Genomic DNA, 19,253 nt, shown 5'->3' on the forward strand with positions numbered 1-19,253 from the left:
ACGGGCAGCACTGGGCATGACTCCGGGTATGACTCCGGGTATGACCCGAACAATGACGGCGAAATGACTGCTCTCAGCGCAGGCCGCGCAGCCAGTCCTTGACTGCCTCCGTACTCTCCCCCAGCTGCGGGGGCGCGAGATCGTAGCTGGGCGGGGTCTGGGACAGACGGATCGGATTGGCCACCGTCGGGATCACACGTTCCCCGGCCCCCGCCTCGGCGACGGGCTCGAGACCCAGCGAGGTCGCCATGTCGACGCCCTGGGCGATCGTGTTGATCGGAGCGCACGGCAGACCGGCTGCCGTCAGGATGTCGAACCATTCCTGATTCGTCTTCTCACTCAGCGCAGCGATGAGTTCGGGCTCGAGTTCGGCCCGGTTCTCATTGCGGTCGGAGAAGTTCGCGAAGCGTTCATCCTCGGCCCACTCGGGATGGCCCAGCACCCCAGCCAGGGACCGAAACTGGTTGTCGTTGCCCACGGCGATGATGATCTGCCCCTCGGCGGTGGGCATCGGCTGGTAGGGGTACAGGCTCGGGTGAGCGTTGCCCATGGCCTGCGGGACGACACCGCCGGCCACGTACGCCGAGGTCTGGTTCGCCAACCCCGAAAGTGCCGAGGACAGGAGGTTCGTCTCCACCAGCTGCCCTTCACCGGTGTCCTTGCGGTGGGCGAGCGCGGCGAGGATCCCGACGGTCGTGTGCAAGCCGGTGAACACGTCGACGACGGCGACCCCTGCCTTGACCGGGCCCGACTCCTGCGAACCGGTCACGCTCATGAAACCGGACAGTCCCTGGATGAGCAGATCGTAGCCGGGCTGCGGGTTGTCCCTGCCGAATCCAGTCACCGAGGCGTAGATGATGCCCGGATTCTCGACCTTGACGGTGTCGTAGTCGAGCCCGTACTTCGCCAGCCCGCCGGCTTTGAAATTCTCCACCAGAATGTCGGCCCGTCTGGCCAGCTCCTGCGCCAGGCCCAGCTCCTCATCGTCCTTGAAGTCAAGGACCACGGAATGCTTGTTCCGATTCGCCGTGAGGAAATACGTCGCATCATCGCCTCGCCGAGGTGGCGCCCAGTGCCGTGTATCGTCACCGGTCCTGCCCTCGACCTTGATCACTGTGGCCCCGAGGTCGGCAAGCATCATCGTCGCGTAGGGCCCCGCCAGCACACGCGAGAAGTCGGCGACGACCACTCCTGCCAACGGACCGGTCCCGGACCGACCGAACAATTCCTGCAGATCCTGCTGTTCCACGTGCTGCCTCCCATGGCGCGTTCGAACCCTGATATCCAGGCGTCCTGTCTTCCACGCCAGACTATACGGACTCCTCCCGCCGCAGACGGGTCCCGGGAGGTACGGAATCAGTTGACCCCCAAGAGCCGAACCTCGCTACACTCGGGACAAGCCAACTGCTGCCTGCAGCACCGGGGAGAGTTCACTGCGGTGCGAAGCTCAACCGACCACGAGGCTCAACAGTCAGCCAGACTCGAAGGGATGAACGATGACGTTTCACATGCCCGCGGAAACCGCTGCCCATGACCGCATCTGGATGGCGTTCCCATCCTCCGGCTATGCCTTGGGCGACACCGAGGACGAGGCCGAAGCCGCACGCCGCACCTGGGCAGCGGTGGCGCGTGCCGCCAGCGAGTTCACTCCGGTGACCGTCGTCGTCTCGACCTTGCAGACGGACAATGCCCGCCGCCACCTCGGCGAGGGGATCAGCCATCCGATCACTGTGGTCAATGCCGAACTCGACGACGCGTGGATGCGCGATATCGGACCGAGCTTCGTCGTCGACGACAACGGTGCACTGCACGCGGTGGACTGGGTGTTCAACGGCTGGGGTGCCCAGGAGTGGGCAAAGTGGGATCACGATCAGCACATCGGCCGCTTCGTCGCGAACCAGGCAGGCGTCCCGATCGTGGATTCCCAGCTGCGCAATGAGGGCGGCGGCATCCACGTCGACGGGCAGGGCACCGTGTTGGCCACGCGCAGCGTGCAGCTGGATCCGGGCCGCAATCCCGACCTGACCGAGGCCGAGGTGGAGGCCGAATTCGCCCGTACCATCGGGGCGAAGAAGGTCATCTGGCTCGACCACGGCCTCTACCGCGACAACCAGACCTTCGGCACGCGCGGCCATGTCGACATCGTCGCGGCCATGCCCAGCCCGGGCGTCATCCTCATCCACGATCAGCGCAATCCCGAGCACCCGGACTTCGAATTCTCTCAGCACCTCAAGACCCGATTCACCGCCGAGACCACTGCCGAAGGCCAGCCCTTCGACGTCGTGCCGATCCCGGCCCCCGAGGTGCTGCGCGATGATGACGACTGGGTCGACTACTCCTACGTCAACCATTTGGTCACCAATGACGGGGTCATCGCCTGCACCTTCGACGATCCGATGGACGCCGAAGCGGTGGCCGTGCTCGAGAAGGTGTACCCAGGGCGCAAGGTCGTCGGCGTCGATGCACGCGAACTCTACGCCCGCGGCGGTGGGATCCACTGCATCACCCAGCAGCAGCCCACGGTGAACTGAACGGCGAAGAACTGTATCTTCTCCACAAATCTGAGACGATATCCTTTCACTGTGGAACCATCGGCAGTATAAGGTGGTGAACCAGGGCACAGTGCCGATGCGCACGATCGTCGATCATCGTCGGTCTGCGCACTCACACGTGTTGCATGCAGCCACGGCAAGCTGAGAAGGAGAGCAGGAAAATGAAGAAGCGATTGATTCTCCTGGCAGGTCTGGGAGTCGGTTACGTGCTCGGATCACGCACCGGACGTCAGAGCTACGAAAAGCTCAAGGCCCAGGCACAGGATCTCTGGGCCGACCCGCGAGTGCAGGACACCGTCGAGAAGGCCAACCAGTCGATCCGCGAGAAGTCACCGGCCGTCGCCGATGCCGTGCAGACAGCAGCCGACAAGGTCAACTCCGCCGCAGGAGCCGGTGCAGCAGGCACCGGTGCCGCCGGAGCCGGCGCAGCCTCCACTGGCAGCAAGTCCGCTGGGACCCCAGGTGCCACGTCCACGGGCACCCCTGAGGTTAAGGACGATGTCATGGCAGACCCCATGCGCGATCTCGATGACGAAGGCCCATCCGGACTCTCCGAAGACGCCTGAGGCTCTTCGAGGACAACGCTCCCGCACACTGATCAGTGTGCGGGAGCGTTGTCATATCCGGCGCAGTTCAGAGCAGCGAGATCGTGGCAGTTCAGAGCAGCGAGCTCGTGAGCCTGGCGACGTTCTCCACATACTTGTGCAGCAGAGGCCGATCGTTCCAGCGTTCGGCGTCGAGCTCGACGGAGTTCGGCGCGTACCGCTGCGCTTCGAGGTCGTACATCCGCTGGGTGAACTCCTTGTCGACGATGAACATGGTGACCTCCATGTTCATCGCGAACGATCGTTCATCCATGTTCGAGGATCCGATGATCGAGACTTCATCGTCGATCATGAGGAACTTCGAATGCAGAACGGTCGGGGCGTGGTACAGGAAGATCCGGACACCAGCTCGCACCAGATCGGCGTAGTAGGACTGCTGGGCCCGTTGCGTCACCCAATGGTCGCTCGTCTCCCCCACATACAGACGCACGTCGACTCCGGACCGGGCCTCTGTCGTGAGCGCGTGCATGAGCGATTCGTCGGGCACGAAGTACGGTGAGCAGACGACGACGCTGCGGTTCGCGTTGTAGATGAGGTGGTTGAACAGACGCAGATTGTTCTCGTCTTCGAACCCTGGCCCCGAGGGCACCACCTGCGCCTGGATGCCGCCGTTCTGCGGTGCCCGCAGTTCCCCCTGCGAGGCTTCGTCGAAGAGTTCCCCCGTCTCCGAATACCAATCCGTGATGAAGACCGCATCGAGTTCATCGACGACTGGGCCGGTGCACTTCAGCGACAGGTCCATCCATTGGAAGCCCTTCCGCAGGTTGCGTCGCTTGTTGTAGGACCGGTCGATGATGTTCTGCGACCCGGTGTAGGCGACCTCGCCGTCGACGACGAGGATCTTCCGGTGGTTGCGCAGGTCGGGTCGCTGGTATTCGCCCTTCCAGGGACGGATCGGCAGAGCTCGGCGCCACGCCACTCCCGATGAGTTGAGCCGCTTGACCAACTCCGAGTAGCCGGGATATCCCAGTGAGCCCAGATGGTCGATGAGGATTCTCACCTCCACCCCGCGCTCGTGCGCGGCCAGCAGCGATTCGAAGAGCCGCCTCGTCGTGTCATCGATGGCGACGATGTAGAACTCGAAGTGGACGAACCGGGTGGCCGCATCGATCTGGTCGGCCATCGCCTCCATGCACGCATGGTTGTCGATCTGCAGGTCGAAGGCGTTGCCGTGCGTCATCGGCAGCGCGCCCAGATCGAAGTTCAGCTGTGCTGCAGTGCTCAGCGGTTCGGGCATGTGGGCGGAGTCGCCGATGATCGCCCGATCATCGGTCTGGTCCCGGAAGATGTCGTTGACGAGCACCTGTTTGTCCCGCCGCCTCTTCGGCAGCTTCGCTGAGCCGAGCAGCAGGAACGCGAGGATTCCGACGTAGGGGATGAGGAAGATTGCGAGCAGCCAGCCGAGCGCGACAGATGGTCTGCGGTTGTGCGGAATCCAGCCCAGCGCAACGATGCGGATGATCAAGTCGATGGCCAGAAGTGTGAATATCAGCCAGTTCGGCCACGCCTGATCGATTGAAAAGAAAAGATAGTTCTCCAATCCGGTCATGTCCTTACTCTTCCGGTCTGCGGGCCGTCAACGCCGGGAGCCGCGCTCAGACTCCCAGGCATCAGAGCTCAAGCTGTCTTGAGAAGTTCGCCGTCGGTCTCGTCTGGCACCATCGTATCCTGCCGCATGATTCCCAAGGAGATCGCCCCAGCGGCCCACCCCGCCTCCGCCGAGGACAACAGTCACAGTCATAATGGAAGGCGACGACCAGACACAGAGGCGAAGGTGCTGACAGTGATTCGAGATATCTCCCCCGAGGGGTCCGACCGTTCGGACCTCGCCGATTCCTCCAGCCGCGGGCCCGATGTGCCCGACCCCTCGGCCGTGCCGATCAAGCCCGCCGTCAGCGTGCTCATGATCCGCGACGGTGCCACCGGCCTCGAGGTCTTCGTCCAGCATCGGGTGTCGACGATGGACTTCGCCGCCGGCGTCGTCGTCTTCCCCGGCGGCCGCGTCGATCCCATCGATGAGCGGACCGCGGCCTCCATCGCGGTTCCCGATCCGCAGAGTCATCAGGCAGCGTGGGAGGACTCCACCATCGCCGAGGTGGCCGATGGCTGGCGCATTCTGCTCGCCACCGCTGTGCGTGAGGTCGAAGAGGAGACAGGAGCCGTGCTCGACCCGGCAGGGCTGAAGCCGTGGGCGAACTGGGTGACCCCGGCGGGGCGCCCGAAGCGATTCGACACCTACTTCTACGCGCTCTCGGCCGGCGACCTTGAGTCGGCCCATCATCAGACCACCGAGGCGCATTCGAGTGAATGGATGTCGGTGGCCCAGATCCTGACCGCCGAAGCCGAGGAGCGTCTGAAGCTGATGCGCCCGACACTCGTGCTCATGCGCGAGCTCGACACGTTCGACACCGTCGCCGAGGTGGTCGGATCCGACCGGAGCATCGACCCGGTCCGCCCGGAGTTCCCCGGCAGGCACGGCTGAGCCGCGCCGGCCAGTCACGGCTGAACCGCGAAGGGCCGTCAGCTGAGCCGTTCGCACATCACAACTGCGTCGCTGCGCCTCAGCCCTTCGACCGTTTGGCCATGCGCGCCAGCCGTTCCGTGACGACCTCGCGCTGCTCGTCGGTGCCGATCAGGGAAGCCAGCGCGTCCTGCTCCGCATCGAGGCCCGTGGCCAGGTCGGCCTCATAGGAAAGGTCGACGAGCTTCTTCGCCCACACGAGTGCCGAGCGTGATTTCCCCGCGATGTCGGCGGCAAGTTCGAGAGCTCGCTCTACCGGGTCATCGGCCAGCTCTTCGACGAGACCGATCCGCAGCGCCTCCTCGGCGCCGATGGCCTCGCCTGTGGCGATGAGCTTCTTCGCCGTTCCGGGCCCGACCAGGCGCGGCAGCAGCTGAGTTCCGCACATGTCCGGGATGATCCCCCATTTGATCTCCATCAGCGAAAGCTGGACGTCGGGTCCGGCGATGCGGATGTCCGTGCCCAGTGCGATCTGCATCCCGCCGCCGAGCGCCGGACCCCTGAGCCCGGCGATGACCGGAACCTCGATCAGGGACCACACGTGCACGGCCTTCTGCGCCAGTGCCCGAGCGGACCCGAGCCGCTCACCCACGTCGACGGCGCCTGCTGTCGATGACTCGGACCCCGCACCCGCCTCGGCGGAGGTCGTCGCGGTGCCTTCCTCCGCGAGCCTGGACATCTCGGTGAAGTCCAGGCCAGCACTGAACGCCCGTCCGCGGCCGGAGAGCACGACGGCCCTGACCTCAGTCGATTCCCTGAGCGTGAGGCCGACCTCGACGAGGTCCTCGAACACCTCTCTGGTCAGTGAATTGAGCTTCTCGGCGCGGTCGATCTCCACATGGGCGACGCCCCGGTTGATCGTATAGGTGACGTTCGAATGTGCTGCGTGGAGCATGAAGTCCTCCGGTTCCAAAGCTGAACGAATGATCAGCTGCGTTTCTTGAACCCTATCGAAGCCCCGGTCAACGTCAAGATCAGAACGGCGAACAATGAGGTCATGCACATGACGACCACGCCCGGCCACGCGAAATCGGTGAACAGAACCGCCGATAGCCAGGCGCCCAGGCTGGTGCCCAGATAGTAGACGGTGAGGTAGATGGCCGCCGATCGGGTGGAGTCGACCCCGGGCCGTGAGGCGCTGGCTGACGCGGATGCGCCCGTGTGGCCGAGGAAGAAGCCGCCGGTGAGCAGGGACATGCCGATGACGATCACCGGCAGATTGTCGACGAGAGTGAGTCCGGCGCCGACAAGTGCTGTGACCATCCCGATCAATGTCAACGAGGTGCGCGAGAGCCTCGTGGCCAACCGACCGTAATACGTGGTGACGACGGTGCCGACGAGATAGATGAGGAAGAACAGTGCGACCGCGCCTTCACTCAGTCGCCAGGGATCATGCTGCAGCCGAGTGCCGAGCATCGTGAAGGACCCGCCGAAGACGATCATGCACAGAAAGCCGGTGAGGTAGATCCGCCACAGCCCCGATCTCAGCGGAATGATCGCCCGCCGAGGTGGCTGTGCGGTGTCCGCAGTCGCCGAGGAACCCGTATCGGTCGCCGACTCCTGCTCGGTCGCCGACGGTTCCGGCGCGGTCGCCGACGGTTCCGGCGCGGTCGCCGACGATTCGCGGGCGGCGATCACTCGTGAGGTGGTGAAGAGATCGTGGCGGAGCAGCCAGACCACGATGAGCCCGAAGACTAGAGAGACTGCCGCGGTGAACGCCAGGCCGCCGTGCCAGCCGAGGCCCTCCGCAGCAAGACCGGTCAGAAGCCGGGAGGAGAGTCCGCCGATCGTGTTGCCGGCGATGTAGACGCCGATCGCGCCGGGCAGCGCCTTCGCCGGCAGCCGCAGCGACAGATAGGCCATTGCGGTGGCAGGCACCGAGGCGATCGCCACGCCTTGGAGGAAGCGGACGGCGATGAGCAGTTCGGGGCTCGGCATGAACGGCAGGATGAGCGCGAGGAGCGCGGCCAGGACCACGCCGCCGGCGATCTGCCTGGCATGCCCGATGCGCGGGGCGAGCATGGAGAACGGGATGAGGAAGACGGCCATGGCAACGTTGGTGGCGGAGACCGTCAGGCTCGCTGTGGGAGCGTCGATGCCGTAGGCGCCGCGGATGGCGGGGAGCAGTCCCTGCGTCTCATAGAGCACGAGGAAGACCGAGACTCCGGCCAAGAACACCGCGACGATGGTTCGCCGAGTACTCGTCGCGCTCGGCTCACCAGTACTCATAGACCCAACGCTATGCCGATACTGGGGAAAACCCCAATGCGCGAACACTCACGTGTTTCCTAGGCTGTACTCAGGTCCCCCACCTGACGCCCATCCCCCGGTTCTCCGCGGCACGTCGATCACATCACGTCGACCGCTCCACGGAGAGCGGCGACGCAAGAGAAGGAGAACACCGTGTCCGTGTCGCCTCTGGTCCCCGAACTGCCCTCCATCGACCCCTTCGACTCCCTCAATTCCCTTGATTCCCTTGAACGTCCGGGTTCCGTGAAACGACCGAACTCCGACAATGAGGCTGAGCACAACCATCCCAACCGCTCCTTCTTCGTCACCTGGCTCCTGTCGCTCCTGCTGGGATTCCTCGGTGCCGACCGCCTCTACACGGGACGTTTCCTCACCGGCGGGCTCAAGCTGGTCAGCCTCGGCGGACTGGGCCTGTGGTGGATCATCGACCTCGTCATCGTCATGGCCGGCGGACTTCGCTACGACAACCGTCCCCTCAGCGGTTACGACTCCTGGAAGGAAGTCGCGTGGATTGCCACGGGGTTCCTCCTCATCATCGGCTACTCCCTCCAGCTCGATGAACTGGTCCAGGTGCTGCTCACACGACTGTTCTGAGCCAGACGGGCGGAAATTTAGCCCACCCTTTCCTGAATTCCCCGTGTTCTCGGTCTAGGCTCGCATCAAGCACAGGCCGAAGAAGTTCAAGGAAAGGTCGGTACCCCATGGTCAGCCAGCTCGGAGGAGACTCAACAGGAAAGCGCGTGGCTCAGGCCGCTGCCGCCGTCTCAGCGCTCGGCCTCGGCGCCCTCGCCGCCTGGGATGTGACCCAGAAGAAGCATTCGATCCTGCGCAACTATCCGGTCGCCGGTCACGCACGGTATCTGCTCGAGTCGATTCGCCCAGAGATCCAGCAGTACTTCATCGAGCGGAACTGGGATGGCCGTCCGTACAATCGCAACACTCGCGCAATAATCTACGAACGCGCCAAAGGCAAGCACTCCGAAAGCGCCTTCGGCACTGAACGCGATGTCAATCGCACGGGCTACGAGGCCCTCATGCATTCCACGGTTCCGATCACGAGCTCCCCGACTCCCCCGCGGATCCGTGTCGGCGGTGCGGAATGCACACAGCCCTATGACATCTCGCTCCTCAACGTCTCGGCCATGAGCTTCGGATCGCTGAGTGACAATGCGGTGCGCTCGCTCAACAAGGGCGCCGCCCTGGGTGGGTTCGCCCAGGACACCGGAGAAGGGTCGATCACGCCCTACCACCAGGAGTTCGGCGGCGACCTGATCTGGGAGATCGGCACCGGCTACTTCGGCTGCCGAACCCCCGAGGGCGAATTCGCTCCAGACGTCTTCGCGCAGAAGGCACGGGACCCACAGGTCAAGATGGTCTCACTCAAGCTTTCCCAGGGTGCCAAGCCCGGCCTCGGCGGCGTCCTGCCCGGCCCGAAGGTCACCGAAGAGATCTCAGAGATCCGCGGCATCCCCGTCGGCAAGACCTGTGTCAGCCCACCCAACCACACCGTGTTCTCGACGCCGATCGAGCTACTGCAGTTCATCGAGCAGATGCGAAAGCTCTCCGGCGGCAAGCCTGCCGGTTTCAAGCTCTGTGTGGGTTCGCGCACCGAATTCCTCGGTATCTGCAAGGCAATGGTCGAGACCGGCATCACTCCCGACTTCATCATCGTCGACGGCTCTGAAGGCGGCACGGGAGCGGCACCCCTCGAATTCGAGAACCACGTCGGCCTGCCCCTGACGCAGGGCCTGATGATCGTGCACAACGCGCTCATGGGTGCGGGACTGCGTGATCGCATCAAGATCGGTGCGGCAGGGAAGATCGCGGCCGGTTCCGACATCGTCAAGCGACTCATCCAGGGTGCCGACTTCACGATGGCAGCTCGTGCCATGATGATGGCCGTCGGCTGCATTCAGGCTCAGGTCTGCCACACAGGCAAGTGCCCCGTCGGCGTGGCCACGCAGGATCCTCGTCGAGCTCGCGCCATCGATGTTCCCGACAAGTCGACTCGCGTGAAGAACTACCACGACGGCACTGTCACCGAGGCCGTGCGCCTGATGGCTTCGATGGGTGTGGCCCATCCGGATGAGTTGGAACCGACGATGCTGCGTCGCAATGTCTCGGAGTCTGAGTCCTGGTCCTACGCTCGGCTCTACGAATGGCTCAAGCCCGGCGAACTGCTCAACGGCGCTCCCGATGACTGGGCTGCCGATTGGGAGACGGCACAGGCCGACTCCTTCGCCATCCCGCACGGCCGCAGCCGCTGAGACATACCTCGAGCCTCGGCAGAGCTGTATTCAACTGAGACACCAGGAGATCTCCATGGCAACCCTCGTTCTTCTCCATTCCGCGCTGGGCAAGACTCCCGGCATCGAAACGATCGCCGATCGCTACAGAGCCGCCGGGCACACCGTGCTCGCTCCCGATGTCTACGAGGGACGCACATTCACCACCGCCGAGGCCGGGGTCGGCCACTCGCAGGACGTCGGGTTCTCTCAGCTCGTCGATCGGGCTGCCGCGGCCTGTGCTGACCTGACTGGTGAGATCGTCTTCGCCGGGCTCTCCCTCGGTGCCGGCATCGCCCAGCAGATGGGCAAGAACGACGCGCGGGCACGAGGCGCGCTCCTCTTCCACGGCGGCGGCTTCCCCAAGCCCACGCGATGGCAGAGGAATGTGCCCGTGCAGATCCATTTCTCCGTCGACGACACCTGGCGCGATGCCGGCAACCAGACGAACCTCCTAGAATCAGCCGCCCGAGCGGGCGCTCAGGCGGAGTGCTTCCTCTACCCGGGCGGGAGTCATCTCTTCAGCGATCCGCTGGTCGCTGACTACCGAGAGGACAGCGCACGGCTGCTCCTCGACCGCAGTCTGGCGTTCCTCAACAGGCTCTGACTCAGAGTCTGACGCCGGGTCTGGCTCAGGTTCCGGCTCCGGATCTGACTCCGGAACTGACTCCCGATGCTCGTTCCTACCTCAACGAACCCCCAAGCCACCAAACCAATCGCCCACCAATCCCATCTCTCACCCAACAATCGTCGAAGGCAGACCGCGGCGCCGAGAGCCGACCGCACCGGCCAAGGCCGACTCCCTGAAGTCGCCCGACGGCGCTCCGGTCTGCTCTCGACGATTTCGGGCTATCGGTGGAGGGGGCCTGTGGGCGTCTTGGCGTTTTTTTGTATAGTTTCATTGCGTTTGGTGTGTTTTGATGCAATTATCGTTAAATGGTTCAGGTTTATATCAAGCAGGACCTGCTCAGATTCGGCTTGACCGATGACGATGTCCGCCGAGCGCAGCAGTGTTGCCTGCGAAGAATTCGGCGTGGGCACTATGCCGTGGTCCGCCCTTGCAGTTCACCGCAACATGCCGTTCTGCACTCGCCTGGTGCTGCCGAGCCGATCTCTTATCCCAAGACTTTTGGCGACATCCGAGACCGGAGCGAAAACCTCAAGCCATTGATTCGTTCGCGACTGTTCGAGCTCCGCTCCGATGATGTCTACTCGCACATCTCTGCTGCACTGATTCACGGCATTCGCCCGCCGTTCCCGGCAACCGACCAGGCCGAGATCATCGGCACCGGATACCACGAGAACTTCTCTACTTTGCGCATCTATGACCGCACGGTTCCCTTGGCGGACCGGGCCACCGTCGGCGATTTTCCGGCCACAGGTCTGTCGCGCACACTTTCCGACATCGCTCATGACTACCCGTTGGAGGTTTCGGTTCCGATGATTTCCGACGGCCTTCGGATCGGCAACATCAGCAAGCCCGAGCTTCTCGATCAGATGAAGATTCGGCGAAGAGGGTGCAGAGTTGCGAAACAGGGCCTCGAGCTGTCCGATCCGCTGCACGAATCCCAGGGCGAGTCACTCTGTGCAGTGAAGTTCCACAGATTCTCGATTGCAGAGATGCTTCCGCAGGTAGCGGTGCACGATCGCACTGGGAAGTTTCTCGGCAGGTGCGACTTCAAGCACGCACGACTTCCGCTGATCGTGGAGTTCCACGGCCTGGGCAAGTACTACCTCAATGAGAATGGACCGGATCGAGCAAGCAAGGACAACCACGCTCGGCACATGCGGCTTACCAATGCCGGGTTCGCGGTATTCAATTTGGTCTGGGCCGACCTCTTCCGCAGCGACATGTTTTCTGCCATCAAGAAACACATTGCCGAAAGCCGACCACACCGTTGAGGGCCGACTCCCTGAAGTCGCCCGCCGCCGCTGGAGTCGGCTCTCAACGTCAGAGTCTGCTCTCGGCGGTGGGGTCGGCTCGCGGCGACGGCTCAGTTGAATGTGTTGGGCTTGCCGTTGGCGCCTCAGCCCATCACCAGTCCATTGTCGACGACGAGGTTCTGGCCCGTCACCGCGCGTGAGGCCGGTGATGCGAAGAACACCACCGCCGAGGCGAATTCCTCCGGAGTCGTCACGTGACCCAGCGGAGTCTGGGCCGCGATCTGGTCGAAGACCTCTTCCGGAGTCGCCGAGGAGGCATCGGTCGTGCGCAGCAGCCCACCGGAGACCATATTCACTCTGACTCCCGCTGGCCCGAGGTCCTTGGCGAAGGTCCTCGTCAAGGACAGCAGGGCTGCCTTCGCCGCGGTGTAGTCGTGGTAAGGCACAACGGGGTTCTGCACGAGGTTGGATCCGATGTTGATGACCCGCCCCGAGCCGATCTCGCGGAATCCGCTCATTGCCGCCTGGACGGTGTTGAGGGCGGCACCGACGGCACCTCGGAACTGGTCGGTGAAGTCGGAAAAGTCGATCTCATCGGCCGGCTGCCGCTCCTCGCCGTTGAAGGAGAAGTCGACAAGAGCGTTGTTGACCACCGTCGACACGGGCGCCCCGAACTCGGCGTGCGCGGCTGCGAGCATGGCGTCGACTGCGCGGGAGTCGGTGACATCGGCCTCGATGGCCACTGCACGACCACCGCGAGCACGGATGGCCTCGGCGAGCTCCTCCGCGGCCTCGGCAGAGTAGCGATAGTTGATGACGAGCGCCGATCCCTCATGGGCAAAGGCTTTCGCGATGGATGATCCGACCCCGCGGCCGGCCCCGGTGACGAGGACGATCTGCTGGTCCAAGGGCATGGCCGATGTCGTGAATGCCTGGGCGTTGCTCATCGCGATTCTCCTTCGAATGCTGGGCGGTCCTCGGTGGTGCCGAGGTCATATCCGGTCGTGATCTCACCCTACCCGCGCGCTGGGGCACCGATGCCATTCTCGGGTGCGTCTTCACCGGTCGCCGGGGGTGTTGCGGCGCTCAAACGTGATTACCTGGCCGATCCTCCTTAGACTGAGCACACGACCATCGTTGTCCATCCCCAGGAAGTCCCTCATGAGCGAGCTCGGCGCCAGCATCTCAATCGGAGTCCTCGCAGCACTCGTCGTTCTCATCATCTACCTGATCGCGTCGCGAATCGGACGATGGCAGCCGGCTCCGCAGCGTCGACCCCAGGGCGGACAGGCGTCTCAGCAGCCTGGGTACGGCCCCGGTGGCTACGGTCAGCAGGGCCACGCGCCCGGCGCGCGACCGCGAGGCGGCTCCTACGACCAGTCGACGCGTGCCTACAATCAGCCGACGCAGGCCTACGATCAGACGACCCGCGCCTATCCTCAGCAGCCCGAACGCGTCTACGGTATGAGCGAGGACGAGACTCGTGTGCTGCCTGCGACCGGGGCCGACACCGATTCGCGGGCCACTAAGGCTGAGCTCAGAGACAACATCGGCCAGTCGGGGCAGATGGTCGAGACGAACCGTCGCGCGGCCACCTCCTCCAACGGTGACACGCTGGCGGTGTTCACGTATATCTTCGGCGCTGCCCTCATCGCCGTCATCGCGTTCGTGTTCTTCAACAATCTCCTCCTCCCCGCTACGGTCGGCGCACTGGCCGGTGCGATCATCTGTGTGGCGTTGGCATCGACCTACACGCTGAAGTCCCTCGAATTCTGGCCGGACAATTCGACGATCACCATCATCAATCTCCTCGTGGCCCTGGCTGCCTCCGTCGCCATGTTCATCGGCGCCGAGCAGACCGAACGCGACGGATTCACGTTGGGCCGCATCACCGATTCCTTCGCCGCACTGCCCTTCAGCGAAGGATTCACCGGCTTCGCCACCGCCATCGCCGATCGCGTCGTCGAATTCTTCCGCGAATTCGGGTTCATGGGCTTCATCTTCCTGATCCTCATGGGCGTCGGCTGCATCATCGTCTTCACTCTGGCGGCCAAGTCACTCATCGACGTCATGGACTGGCGCATCTTCGTCCAGTTCGGACGCTTCGTCACCGACCGCCCCATGTCCCATTCGCGTGCCGTTCGCTTCCAGTCTTCGAAGGTTTCGCACACCGTGACGTCGATCATTCTGGCCGGGATCGCGGTCCTCTGCGCGACCGGAATGGCCTATGACGGATTCACCTGGTTCACTCGCTGAGAAACAATTCAGCCTGAGGGATATAAGATAGTCTCCGGACTTCCCCGTCGTGGCGCGCTTCAGGAGTGCGTCGCATCGGCCTTCAGCAGACGACGACGAACGACCCGCAAAGGGATGAGAACCTCAATTGGCGAATGGCAACGCAACATTCCGGCACTCGAACGTGGCGCTTCTCGGCCTGACTGAGATCCTCGCCCCGAACGAAGTGACCTCTCAAGAATTCGACGAACGCCTCGCCGATACCCTCTCCATGCTCAACCTGCCGACCGGGCTGCTGCAGCGCGTCGCGGGAGTCTACGCGCGACGCAACTGGGATCAGCCGAATCAGTTCGCCGACGGTGCGATCGCCGCTGGCAAGAAGGCTCTCGCCGACTCGGGGGTCTCCCCCGACTCGATCGGACTGATGGTCAACACCTCGGTCACGCGCGAGCACCTCGAGCCCTCTGTGGCCGTCGGCGTGCACGCCGGCATCGGCCTGGGCTCCCAGGCGATGAACTTCGATATCGCCAACGCCTGCCTGGGCTTCGTCAACGGAATGACCCTGGCCGCGAACATGATCGACGCCGGTCAGATCGAATACGCCCTCGTCGTCGCCGGCGAGGATGCCTCCCGCGTCCAAGAGGCCACACTGCGCCGCCTGACCCGCCCTGGCATCAGCCGCGAGGAGTACCTCAACGAGTTCGCCTCCCTGACACTGGGATCCGGCGCCTCCGCCGCCGTCCTCGGGCCAGCCGACAAACACCCGGAAGGCCACCGCATCCTCGGCGGCATCACCCGCGCCGCGACCCAGCATCACGAACTGTGCGTGGGCGATCACAACGGAATGTTCACCGACACCAAGGGTCTGCTGGCCGGCGGCATGGAACTCGTCGTCGCCGCGTGGGAAGAAGCCCACGAGGACGGCTGGAACTGGCGCGAGATGGATCGCTACGTCATGCACCAGGTCTCCGACGTGCACGTCAACTCGATCACGAAGGCCGCGAACCTCGATCCCGATCGAATTCCGGTCACCTATCCCGAACTCGGCAATGTGGGGCCGGCCTCCCTGCCGATCACGCTCAGCCGCGAGGCATCACACCTCAAACCCGGCGACCGCATCCTGTGCATGGGAGTCGGGTCGGGACTCAACACCGCAATGACCGAAATCGAGTGGTAGAGGTTCAATGAGATTTCCTGCACGGCCGGCTCAGGCTCCCCCGAAGCTGCCCGAGTGGGACCCCGCCTGGTCCCGAATCGTCGAGGCCAAGACACCCGACGGGCCGCATTCCTTCCACGTCCTCGACACCCTCGAGGTGCTGCGCGCCGAAGGCCTCGAACCCAGCGGCACGATCCTTGCCCTGCACGGCAATCCGACCTGGTCATACCTGTGGCGACACCTCGCCCAGGCAACGGTGGACGCTGCCCGTTCCGGCGGACGCGTGTGGCGCCTCATCGCCCCCGACCAGCTCGACATGGGCTTCTCGGAGCGGCTGGCGCATGAATCGCTTCCGACTCCCCACGGCGCCGAGGTGCGCCGGATGTCCCAGCGCATCGATGACTTCGACGCCGTCGTCACGTCTCTTCTCGCCGAGGTGACCGGCAGTTCTGCACCCAACGACGCAGCCGCGTCGGCCGAACATCCGATCGTGACGATCGGACATGACTGGGGCGGCGTCCTGTCTCTTGGGTGGGCGGCACGCAACACCGATCTCGTCTCCGCCTCGATCAGCCTCAACACGGCCGTCCACCAACCCGAGGATGCCCCGATACCGGCACCTCTGCGGGCAACCTTGGCCGGACCCATGCTGCCGACTGCCACCGTGGTCACCGACGGATTCCTGCGGGTGACGATGAGCCTCGGCGATCTCGATCCAGAGATCAAGGACGCCTTCCGTTCCCCGTATGCGAACGCCTCACAGCGACACGGGATCGGCGGCTTCGTCGCCGACATCCCCGTCAACGAGAACCACCCGTCCTACTCGGAGCTGCAGCGCGTGGGCGCCGATATCGCAGCCTACGAGCACCCTGCCCTCCTGGTGCGGGGACCGAAGGACCCGGTCTTCCTCGAACGCTATCTGCGTGACCTGCGTCAGCGCCTTCCCCAGGCCGACGTGCACCGCTTCGAACTGGGATCCCACTTGGTCAGCGAGGACTACGACGTGGCCGGCGTCGTCACCGACTGGCTGAATACACTGTTCCCCGTCGACGATGCTGGAGCAATCGCCGCCTCCGGCACATCCGCTGCCGAGAACACGACTGCGGCAGCCCCTGCGCGTGGAGTCACCGCGATCCTCGACGCACGCCACGACGACGAATCCATTGCCTCGGTGGACTTCGCACAGAATCCGGCGCAACAGATCACCTGGCGTCATCTCTGGCATGTGACGACGAGCATCGCAGGCGGGCTGCTCGAACTCGGCGTGCGCCCCGGCGATCGGGTCTCCATGCTCGTGCCTCCCGGCAACAACCTCACTGCAGCCCTCTACGCGTGTCTGAAGATCGGTGCCGTCGCGGTCGTCGCCGATGCCGGACTGGGGCCGAAGGGCATGACCCGGGCGACCACCTCGGCGGATCCGCAGTGGATCATCGGGGAACTGCCTGGACTCGGCCTCGCCCGTGCCTTCAACTGGCCCGGCCGGCGCATCTCCGTGTCTCCTCTGGGACCGGTGCAGGCCAAACTGTTCAAGGTCGAGACCAGCCTGACCGCGCTTTCGCGCACCACACACCACGCGCAGCTGCCCACCCCGGCAGCCACCGACGATGCCGTGATCCTCTTCACCTCCGGGTCGACGGGACCGGCCAAGGGCGTGCGCTACACCCACGGCGACATCTCCGCCCTTGCAGCAGTCCTGACCCGAGTCTTCGACGTGCACGAAGGCACCGGCCTGGTCGCCGGCTTCCCGCCCTTCGCTCTCCTGGGACCGGCCATCGGGGCCACCTCGGTGACTCCGGACATGTCCGTGACCAAACCGAAGACACTGACGGCCAGCGCCATCTCCGATGCGATCATCGCCGGTCATTCCACGATGGTCTTCGCCTCACCCGCGGCGTACAAGAATGTCGCCGCCACCGCCTCTGACCTGGATGAAGAGCAGAAGGCCGCATGCGCACGGGTCGAGCTCGTACTCTCGGCTGGGGCTCCCGTACCGCTGGATCTGATGGATTCCATCGCCGAGGTGTTCCCGAACGCGAGCATCCACTCGCCGTATGGGATGACCGAGGGTCTCCTCCTCACCGACATCGACCGCGCCGGTGTCACCGCGGCAGCTGCCACGTCCAATCTCGGCGTGTGCGTGGGCCGACCCATCGACGGCGTCGAATTGGCTCTGGCCCCGATCGACGACTCAGGTGCCTCCGCAGACGTGCTCGAACAGGGTACTGCCGCGCAGGGCCGCTTGGGTGAATTCGTTGTCAGCGCCGCCCACATCAAGTCCGGCTACGACAACCTCTGGGCCACCACCGCAGCCTCGGCGCGGGATGACCTCGACGGTCGGACCTGGCACCGGACGAACGACATCGGTCACATCGACGCCGAGGGGCGAGTCTGGCTCGAAGGCCGCCTGCAGCATGTGGTCACCACACCTCGCGGGCCGGTGGGCCCCGGTGGTCTCGAGGCGCTCATCGATTCCGACGAGCAGGTCAGCCGCAGTTCGATCGTGGGCATCGGCCCGACCGGGACACAGTCTCTGGTGGCTGTCCTCGATGCCGAAGGGACCTATCTCTCCCCTGGCCTGGCACCGTTGGACCTGACGTCGAGACTGCGGGAGCTGGTTGCCGAGGTTCTCGGACACGACCTCACCGCGGTGCTCGTCGCTCCCACGTTCCCGACCGACATCCGCCACAATTCGAAGATCGACCGATCCCGGTTGGCCACCTGGGCCGATCACGTCCTATCCGGCGGTTCGGTGCGGACCAAGGTCTGAATCCCGACTGTCTGAGGAGTCCTCATGAAGATCACCGTCACCGGGGCCTCCGGGCTTCTGGGTTCGTCCGTCGCTCGCGCACTGGTGGCAGGCGGCCACGAGGTCACGACTCTGCAGCGTCGCCCCTCCTCGGTGGCTGGCGTCCATGATGTCATCGGGTCGGTCACCGATCCGAGCAGTGTCGCCGAAGCCCTCACCGGCACCGAGGCTGTTGTGCACTTGGCTGCGAAGGTGTCGATGATGGGCGACCCCAGTGAGTTCGAAGCCGTGAACATCGGCGGCACGCGCACTCTCGTCGATGCCGCTGTGGCCGCAGGTGTGCAGCGGCTGATCCACATCTCCTCCCCCTCGGTAGCGCACACCGGGGACTCGATCATCGGCGAGGGCGCGGGCCCGGCCTCCCCCGAACTGGCGCACGGTGAGTACGCGCGAACGAAGGCCGCCGGAGAACTCATCGCCCTGGACGCCGACTCCGAGGACTTCAAGGTCCTCGTCCTGCGCCCACACCTCATGTGGGGGCCAGGCGACACCCAACTGACGGAACGCGTCATCGATCGCGCGCGGGCCGGCCGGATGCCGGTGCTGGGGTCGGGTGCACCACTTGTCGATGCCCTATTCGTCGACAATGCGGTCGAGGCGATCGTCGCCGCCGTCGACGCCGTCGCGTCCACGCACGGTGAGTCGCTGGTGGTGACGAACGGTCAGCCGCGCCCCATCGGGGAGCTGATGTCACGCATCGCCATCGCCGGCGGCGCCGGGGTGCCGAAGCTGCGTGTTCCCGTGGGTCCCGCGCTGGCGGCCGGTTCGGTCGTGGAGAAGTTGTGGGATCTGGGCGAGCATGATGATGAGCCACCCCTGACGAGGTTCTTGGCCGAGCAGCTCTCAACGGCGCACTGGTTCGACCAGCGCCGCACCCAGGAAGTCCTCTGGTGGAAGCCGCGGGTCAGCATCGAGGAGGGGCTAGCGCTCCTCGCCGCTCACTACGCGAAGTAGGCAAC

16 protein-coding genes are annotated in these 19,253 nt (G+C 64.4%); 11 read left to right on the top strand and 5 right to left on the bottom strand.

Annotated elements, in window-relative coordinates:
- Nucleotides 1-73: 73 nt before the first annotated feature.
- Nucleotides 74-1,249, bottom strand: coding sequence for a CaiB/BaiF CoA transferase family protein (locus HX613_RS09200; protein WP_235345048.1), 1,176 nt, complete (start codon nucleotides 1,247-1,249; stop codon nucleotides 74-76).
- 259 nt (nucleotides 1,250-1,508) lie between these two features.
- Between HX613_RS09200 and HX613_RS09205 the strand changes: the two genes are divergently transcribed.
- On the top strand, nucleotides 1,509-2,531 hold the full coding sequence (locus HX613_RS09205) for an agmatine deiminase family protein (protein ID WP_235345049.1): 1,023 nt from the start codon (nucleotides 1,509-1,511) through the stop codon (nucleotides 2,529-2,531).
- A 182-nt stretch (nucleotides 2,532-2,713) separates the two neighbouring features.
- Nucleotides 2,714-3,118 (top strand): YtxH domain-containing protein, encoded by a 405-nt coding sequence (locus tag HX613_RS09210; protein ID WP_235345050.1) that lies wholly within the window; start codon nucleotides 2,714-2,716, stop codon nucleotides 3,116-3,118.
- Between the two features lie 91 nt (nucleotides 3,119-3,209).
- Here HX613_RS09210 and cls read toward each other — a convergent pair whose 3' ends face one another.
- Nucleotides 3,210-4,706, bottom strand: a complete 1,497-nt coding sequence (gene cls / locus HX613_RS09215; protein ID WP_235345051.1) for a cardiolipin synthase — start codon at nucleotides 4,704-4,706, stop codon at nucleotides 3,210-3,212.
- 126 nt (nucleotides 4,707-4,832) lie between these two features.
- Here cls and HX613_RS09220 point away from each other — a divergent pair, with 126 nt between their 5' ends.
- Nucleotides 4,833-5,639 (top strand): NUDIX hydrolase, encoded by an 807-nt coding sequence (locus HX613_RS09220; protein ID WP_235345052.1) that lies wholly within the window; start codon nucleotides 4,833-4,835, stop codon nucleotides 5,637-5,639.
- Between the two features lie 79 nt (nucleotides 5,640-5,718).
- Here the strand turns inward: HX613_RS09220 and HX613_RS09225 are convergent, their stop codons facing one another.
- On the bottom strand, nucleotides 5,719-6,573 hold the full coding sequence (locus HX613_RS09225; protein ID WP_235345053.1) for an enoyl-CoA hydratase-related protein: 855 nt from the start codon (nucleotides 6,571-6,573) through the stop codon (nucleotides 5,719-5,721).
- Nucleotides 6,574-6,605: 32 nt separating this feature from the next.
- Nucleotides 6,606-7,907, bottom strand: a complete 1,302-nt coding sequence (locus HX613_RS09230) for an MFS transporter (protein ID WP_235345054.1) — start codon at nucleotides 7,905-7,907, stop codon at nucleotides 6,606-6,608.
- Nucleotides 7,908-8,081: 174 nt separating this feature from the next.
- On the opposite strand from HX613_RS09230, the gene HX613_RS09235 reads away from it, so the two are divergent.
- From HX613_RS09235 to HX613_RS09250, 4 genes are all read left to right on the top strand, one after another.
- On the top strand, nucleotides 8,082-8,522 hold the full coding sequence (locus HX613_RS09235) for a TM2 domain-containing protein (RefSeq protein ID WP_235345055.1): 441 nt from the start codon (nucleotides 8,082-8,084) through the stop codon (nucleotides 8,520-8,522).
- Between the two features lie 107 nt (nucleotides 8,523-8,629).
- Nucleotides 8,630-10,195: an FMN-binding glutamate synthase family protein gene (locus HX613_RS09240; RefSeq protein WP_235345056.1), complete on the top strand. Its 1,566-nt coding sequence runs from the start codon at nucleotides 8,630-8,632 to the stop codon at nucleotides 10,193-10,195.
- Nucleotides 10,196-10,250: 55 nt separating this feature from the next.
- Nucleotides 10,251-10,820, top strand: a complete 570-nt coding sequence (locus tag HX613_RS09245; protein ID WP_235345057.1) for a dienelactone hydrolase family protein — start codon at nucleotides 10,251-10,253, stop codon at nucleotides 10,818-10,820.
- Between the two features lie 371 nt (nucleotides 10,821-11,191).
- Nucleotides 11,192-12,115 (top strand): hypothetical protein, encoded by a 924-nt coding sequence (locus HX613_RS09250; protein ID WP_235345058.1) that lies wholly within the window; start codon nucleotides 11,192-11,194, stop codon nucleotides 12,113-12,115.
- Nucleotides 12,116-12,240: 125 nt separating this feature from the next.
- On the opposite strand, the gene HX613_RS09255 is transcribed toward HX613_RS09250, so the two are convergent.
- Nucleotides 12,241-13,044: a 3-oxoacyl-ACP reductase gene (locus tag HX613_RS09255; protein WP_222103671.1), complete on the bottom strand. Its 804-nt coding sequence runs from the start codon at nucleotides 13,042-13,044 to the stop codon at nucleotides 12,241-12,243.
- Between the two features lie 214 nt (nucleotides 13,045-13,258).
- Here HX613_RS09255 and HX613_RS09260 point away from each other — a divergent pair, with 214 nt between their 5' ends.
- The 4 genes from HX613_RS09260 (at nucleotide 13,259) to HX613_RS09275 (ending at nucleotide 19,248) form a co-directional block, all read left to right on the top strand.
- Nucleotides 13,259-14,353, top strand: coding sequence for a hypothetical protein (locus HX613_RS09260; RefSeq protein ID WP_235345059.1), 1,095 nt, complete (start codon nucleotides 13,259-13,261; stop codon nucleotides 14,351-14,353).
- Between the two features lie 127 nt (nucleotides 14,354-14,480).
- Entirely contained in the window at nucleotides 14,481-15,509 is a 1,029-nt protein-coding gene (locus HX613_RS09265; protein WP_235345060.1) for a 3-oxoacyl-ACP synthase III, read from the top strand.
- A gap of 7 nt (nucleotides 15,510-15,516) precedes the next feature.
- A complete protein-coding gene (locus HX613_RS09270) occupies nucleotides 15,517-18,255 on the top strand; it encodes an alpha/beta fold hydrolase (RefSeq protein WP_235345061.1) in 2,739 nt (912 codons plus the stop codon).
- 24 nt (nucleotides 18,256-18,279) lie between these two features.
- Nucleotides 18,280-19,248 (top strand): NAD-dependent epimerase/dehydratase family protein, encoded by a 969-nt coding sequence (locus HX613_RS09275; protein WP_235345062.1) that lies wholly within the window; start codon nucleotides 18,280-18,282, stop codon nucleotides 19,246-19,248.
- Nucleotides 19,249-19,253 lie beyond the last annotated feature (5 nt).

This window comes from Brevibacterium sp. UCMA 11754 (genome assembly GCF_021532275.1).
Taxonomy (GTDB): Bacteria; Actinomycetota; Actinomycetes; order Actinomycetales; family Brevibacteriaceae; genus Brevibacterium.

Excerpts from the sequence above, each read along its gene's own strand:
- HX613_RS09260 (WP_235345059.1), top strand. The coding sequence starts at position 13,259 with ATGAGCGAGCTCGGCGCCAGCATCTCAATCGGAGTCCTCGCAGCACTC.
- HX613_RS09270 (WP_235345061.1), top strand. The coding sequence starts at position 15,517 with ATGAGATTTCCTGCACGGCCGGCTCAGGCTCCCCCGAAGCTGCCCGAG.
- HX613_RS09205 (WP_235345049.1), top strand. The coding sequence starts at position 1,509 with ATGCCCGCGGAAACCGCTGCCCATGACCGCATCTGGATGGCGTTCCCA.
- cls (WP_235345051.1), bottom strand. The coding sequence starts at position 4,706 with ATGACCGGATTGGAGAACTATCTTTTCTTTTCAATCGATCAGGCGTGG.
- HX613_RS09245 (WP_235345057.1), top strand. The coding sequence starts at position 10,251 with ATGGCAACCCTCGTTCTTCTCCATTCCGCGCTGGGCAAGACTCCCGGC.
- HX613_RS09275 (WP_235345062.1), top strand. The coding sequence starts at position 18,280 with ATGAAGATCACCGTCACCGGGGCCTCCGGGCTTCTGGGTTCGTCCGTC.
- HX613_RS09210 (WP_235345050.1), top strand. The coding sequence starts at position 2,714 with ATGAAGAAGCGATTGATTCTCCTGGCAGGTCTGGGAGTCGGTTACGTG.
- HX613_RS09230 (WP_235345054.1), bottom strand. The coding sequence starts at position 7,907 with ATGAGTACTGGTGAGCCGAGCGCGACGAGTACTCGGCGAACCATCGTC.
- HX613_RS09240 (WP_235345056.1), top strand. The coding sequence starts at position 8,630 with ATGGTCAGCCAGCTCGGAGGAGACTCAACAGGAAAGCGCGTGGCTCAG.
- HX613_RS09220 (WP_235345052.1), top strand. The coding sequence starts at position 4,833 with ATGATTCCCAAGGAGATCGCCCCAGCGGCCCACCCCGCCTCCGCCGAG.
- HX613_RS09225 (WP_235345053.1), bottom strand. The coding sequence starts at position 6,573 with ATGCTCCACGCAGCACATTCGAACGTCACCTATACGATCAACCGGGGC.
- HX613_RS09255 (WP_222103671.1), bottom strand. The coding sequence starts at position 13,044 with ATGAGCAACGCCCAGGCATTCACGACATCGGCCATGCCCTTGGACCAG.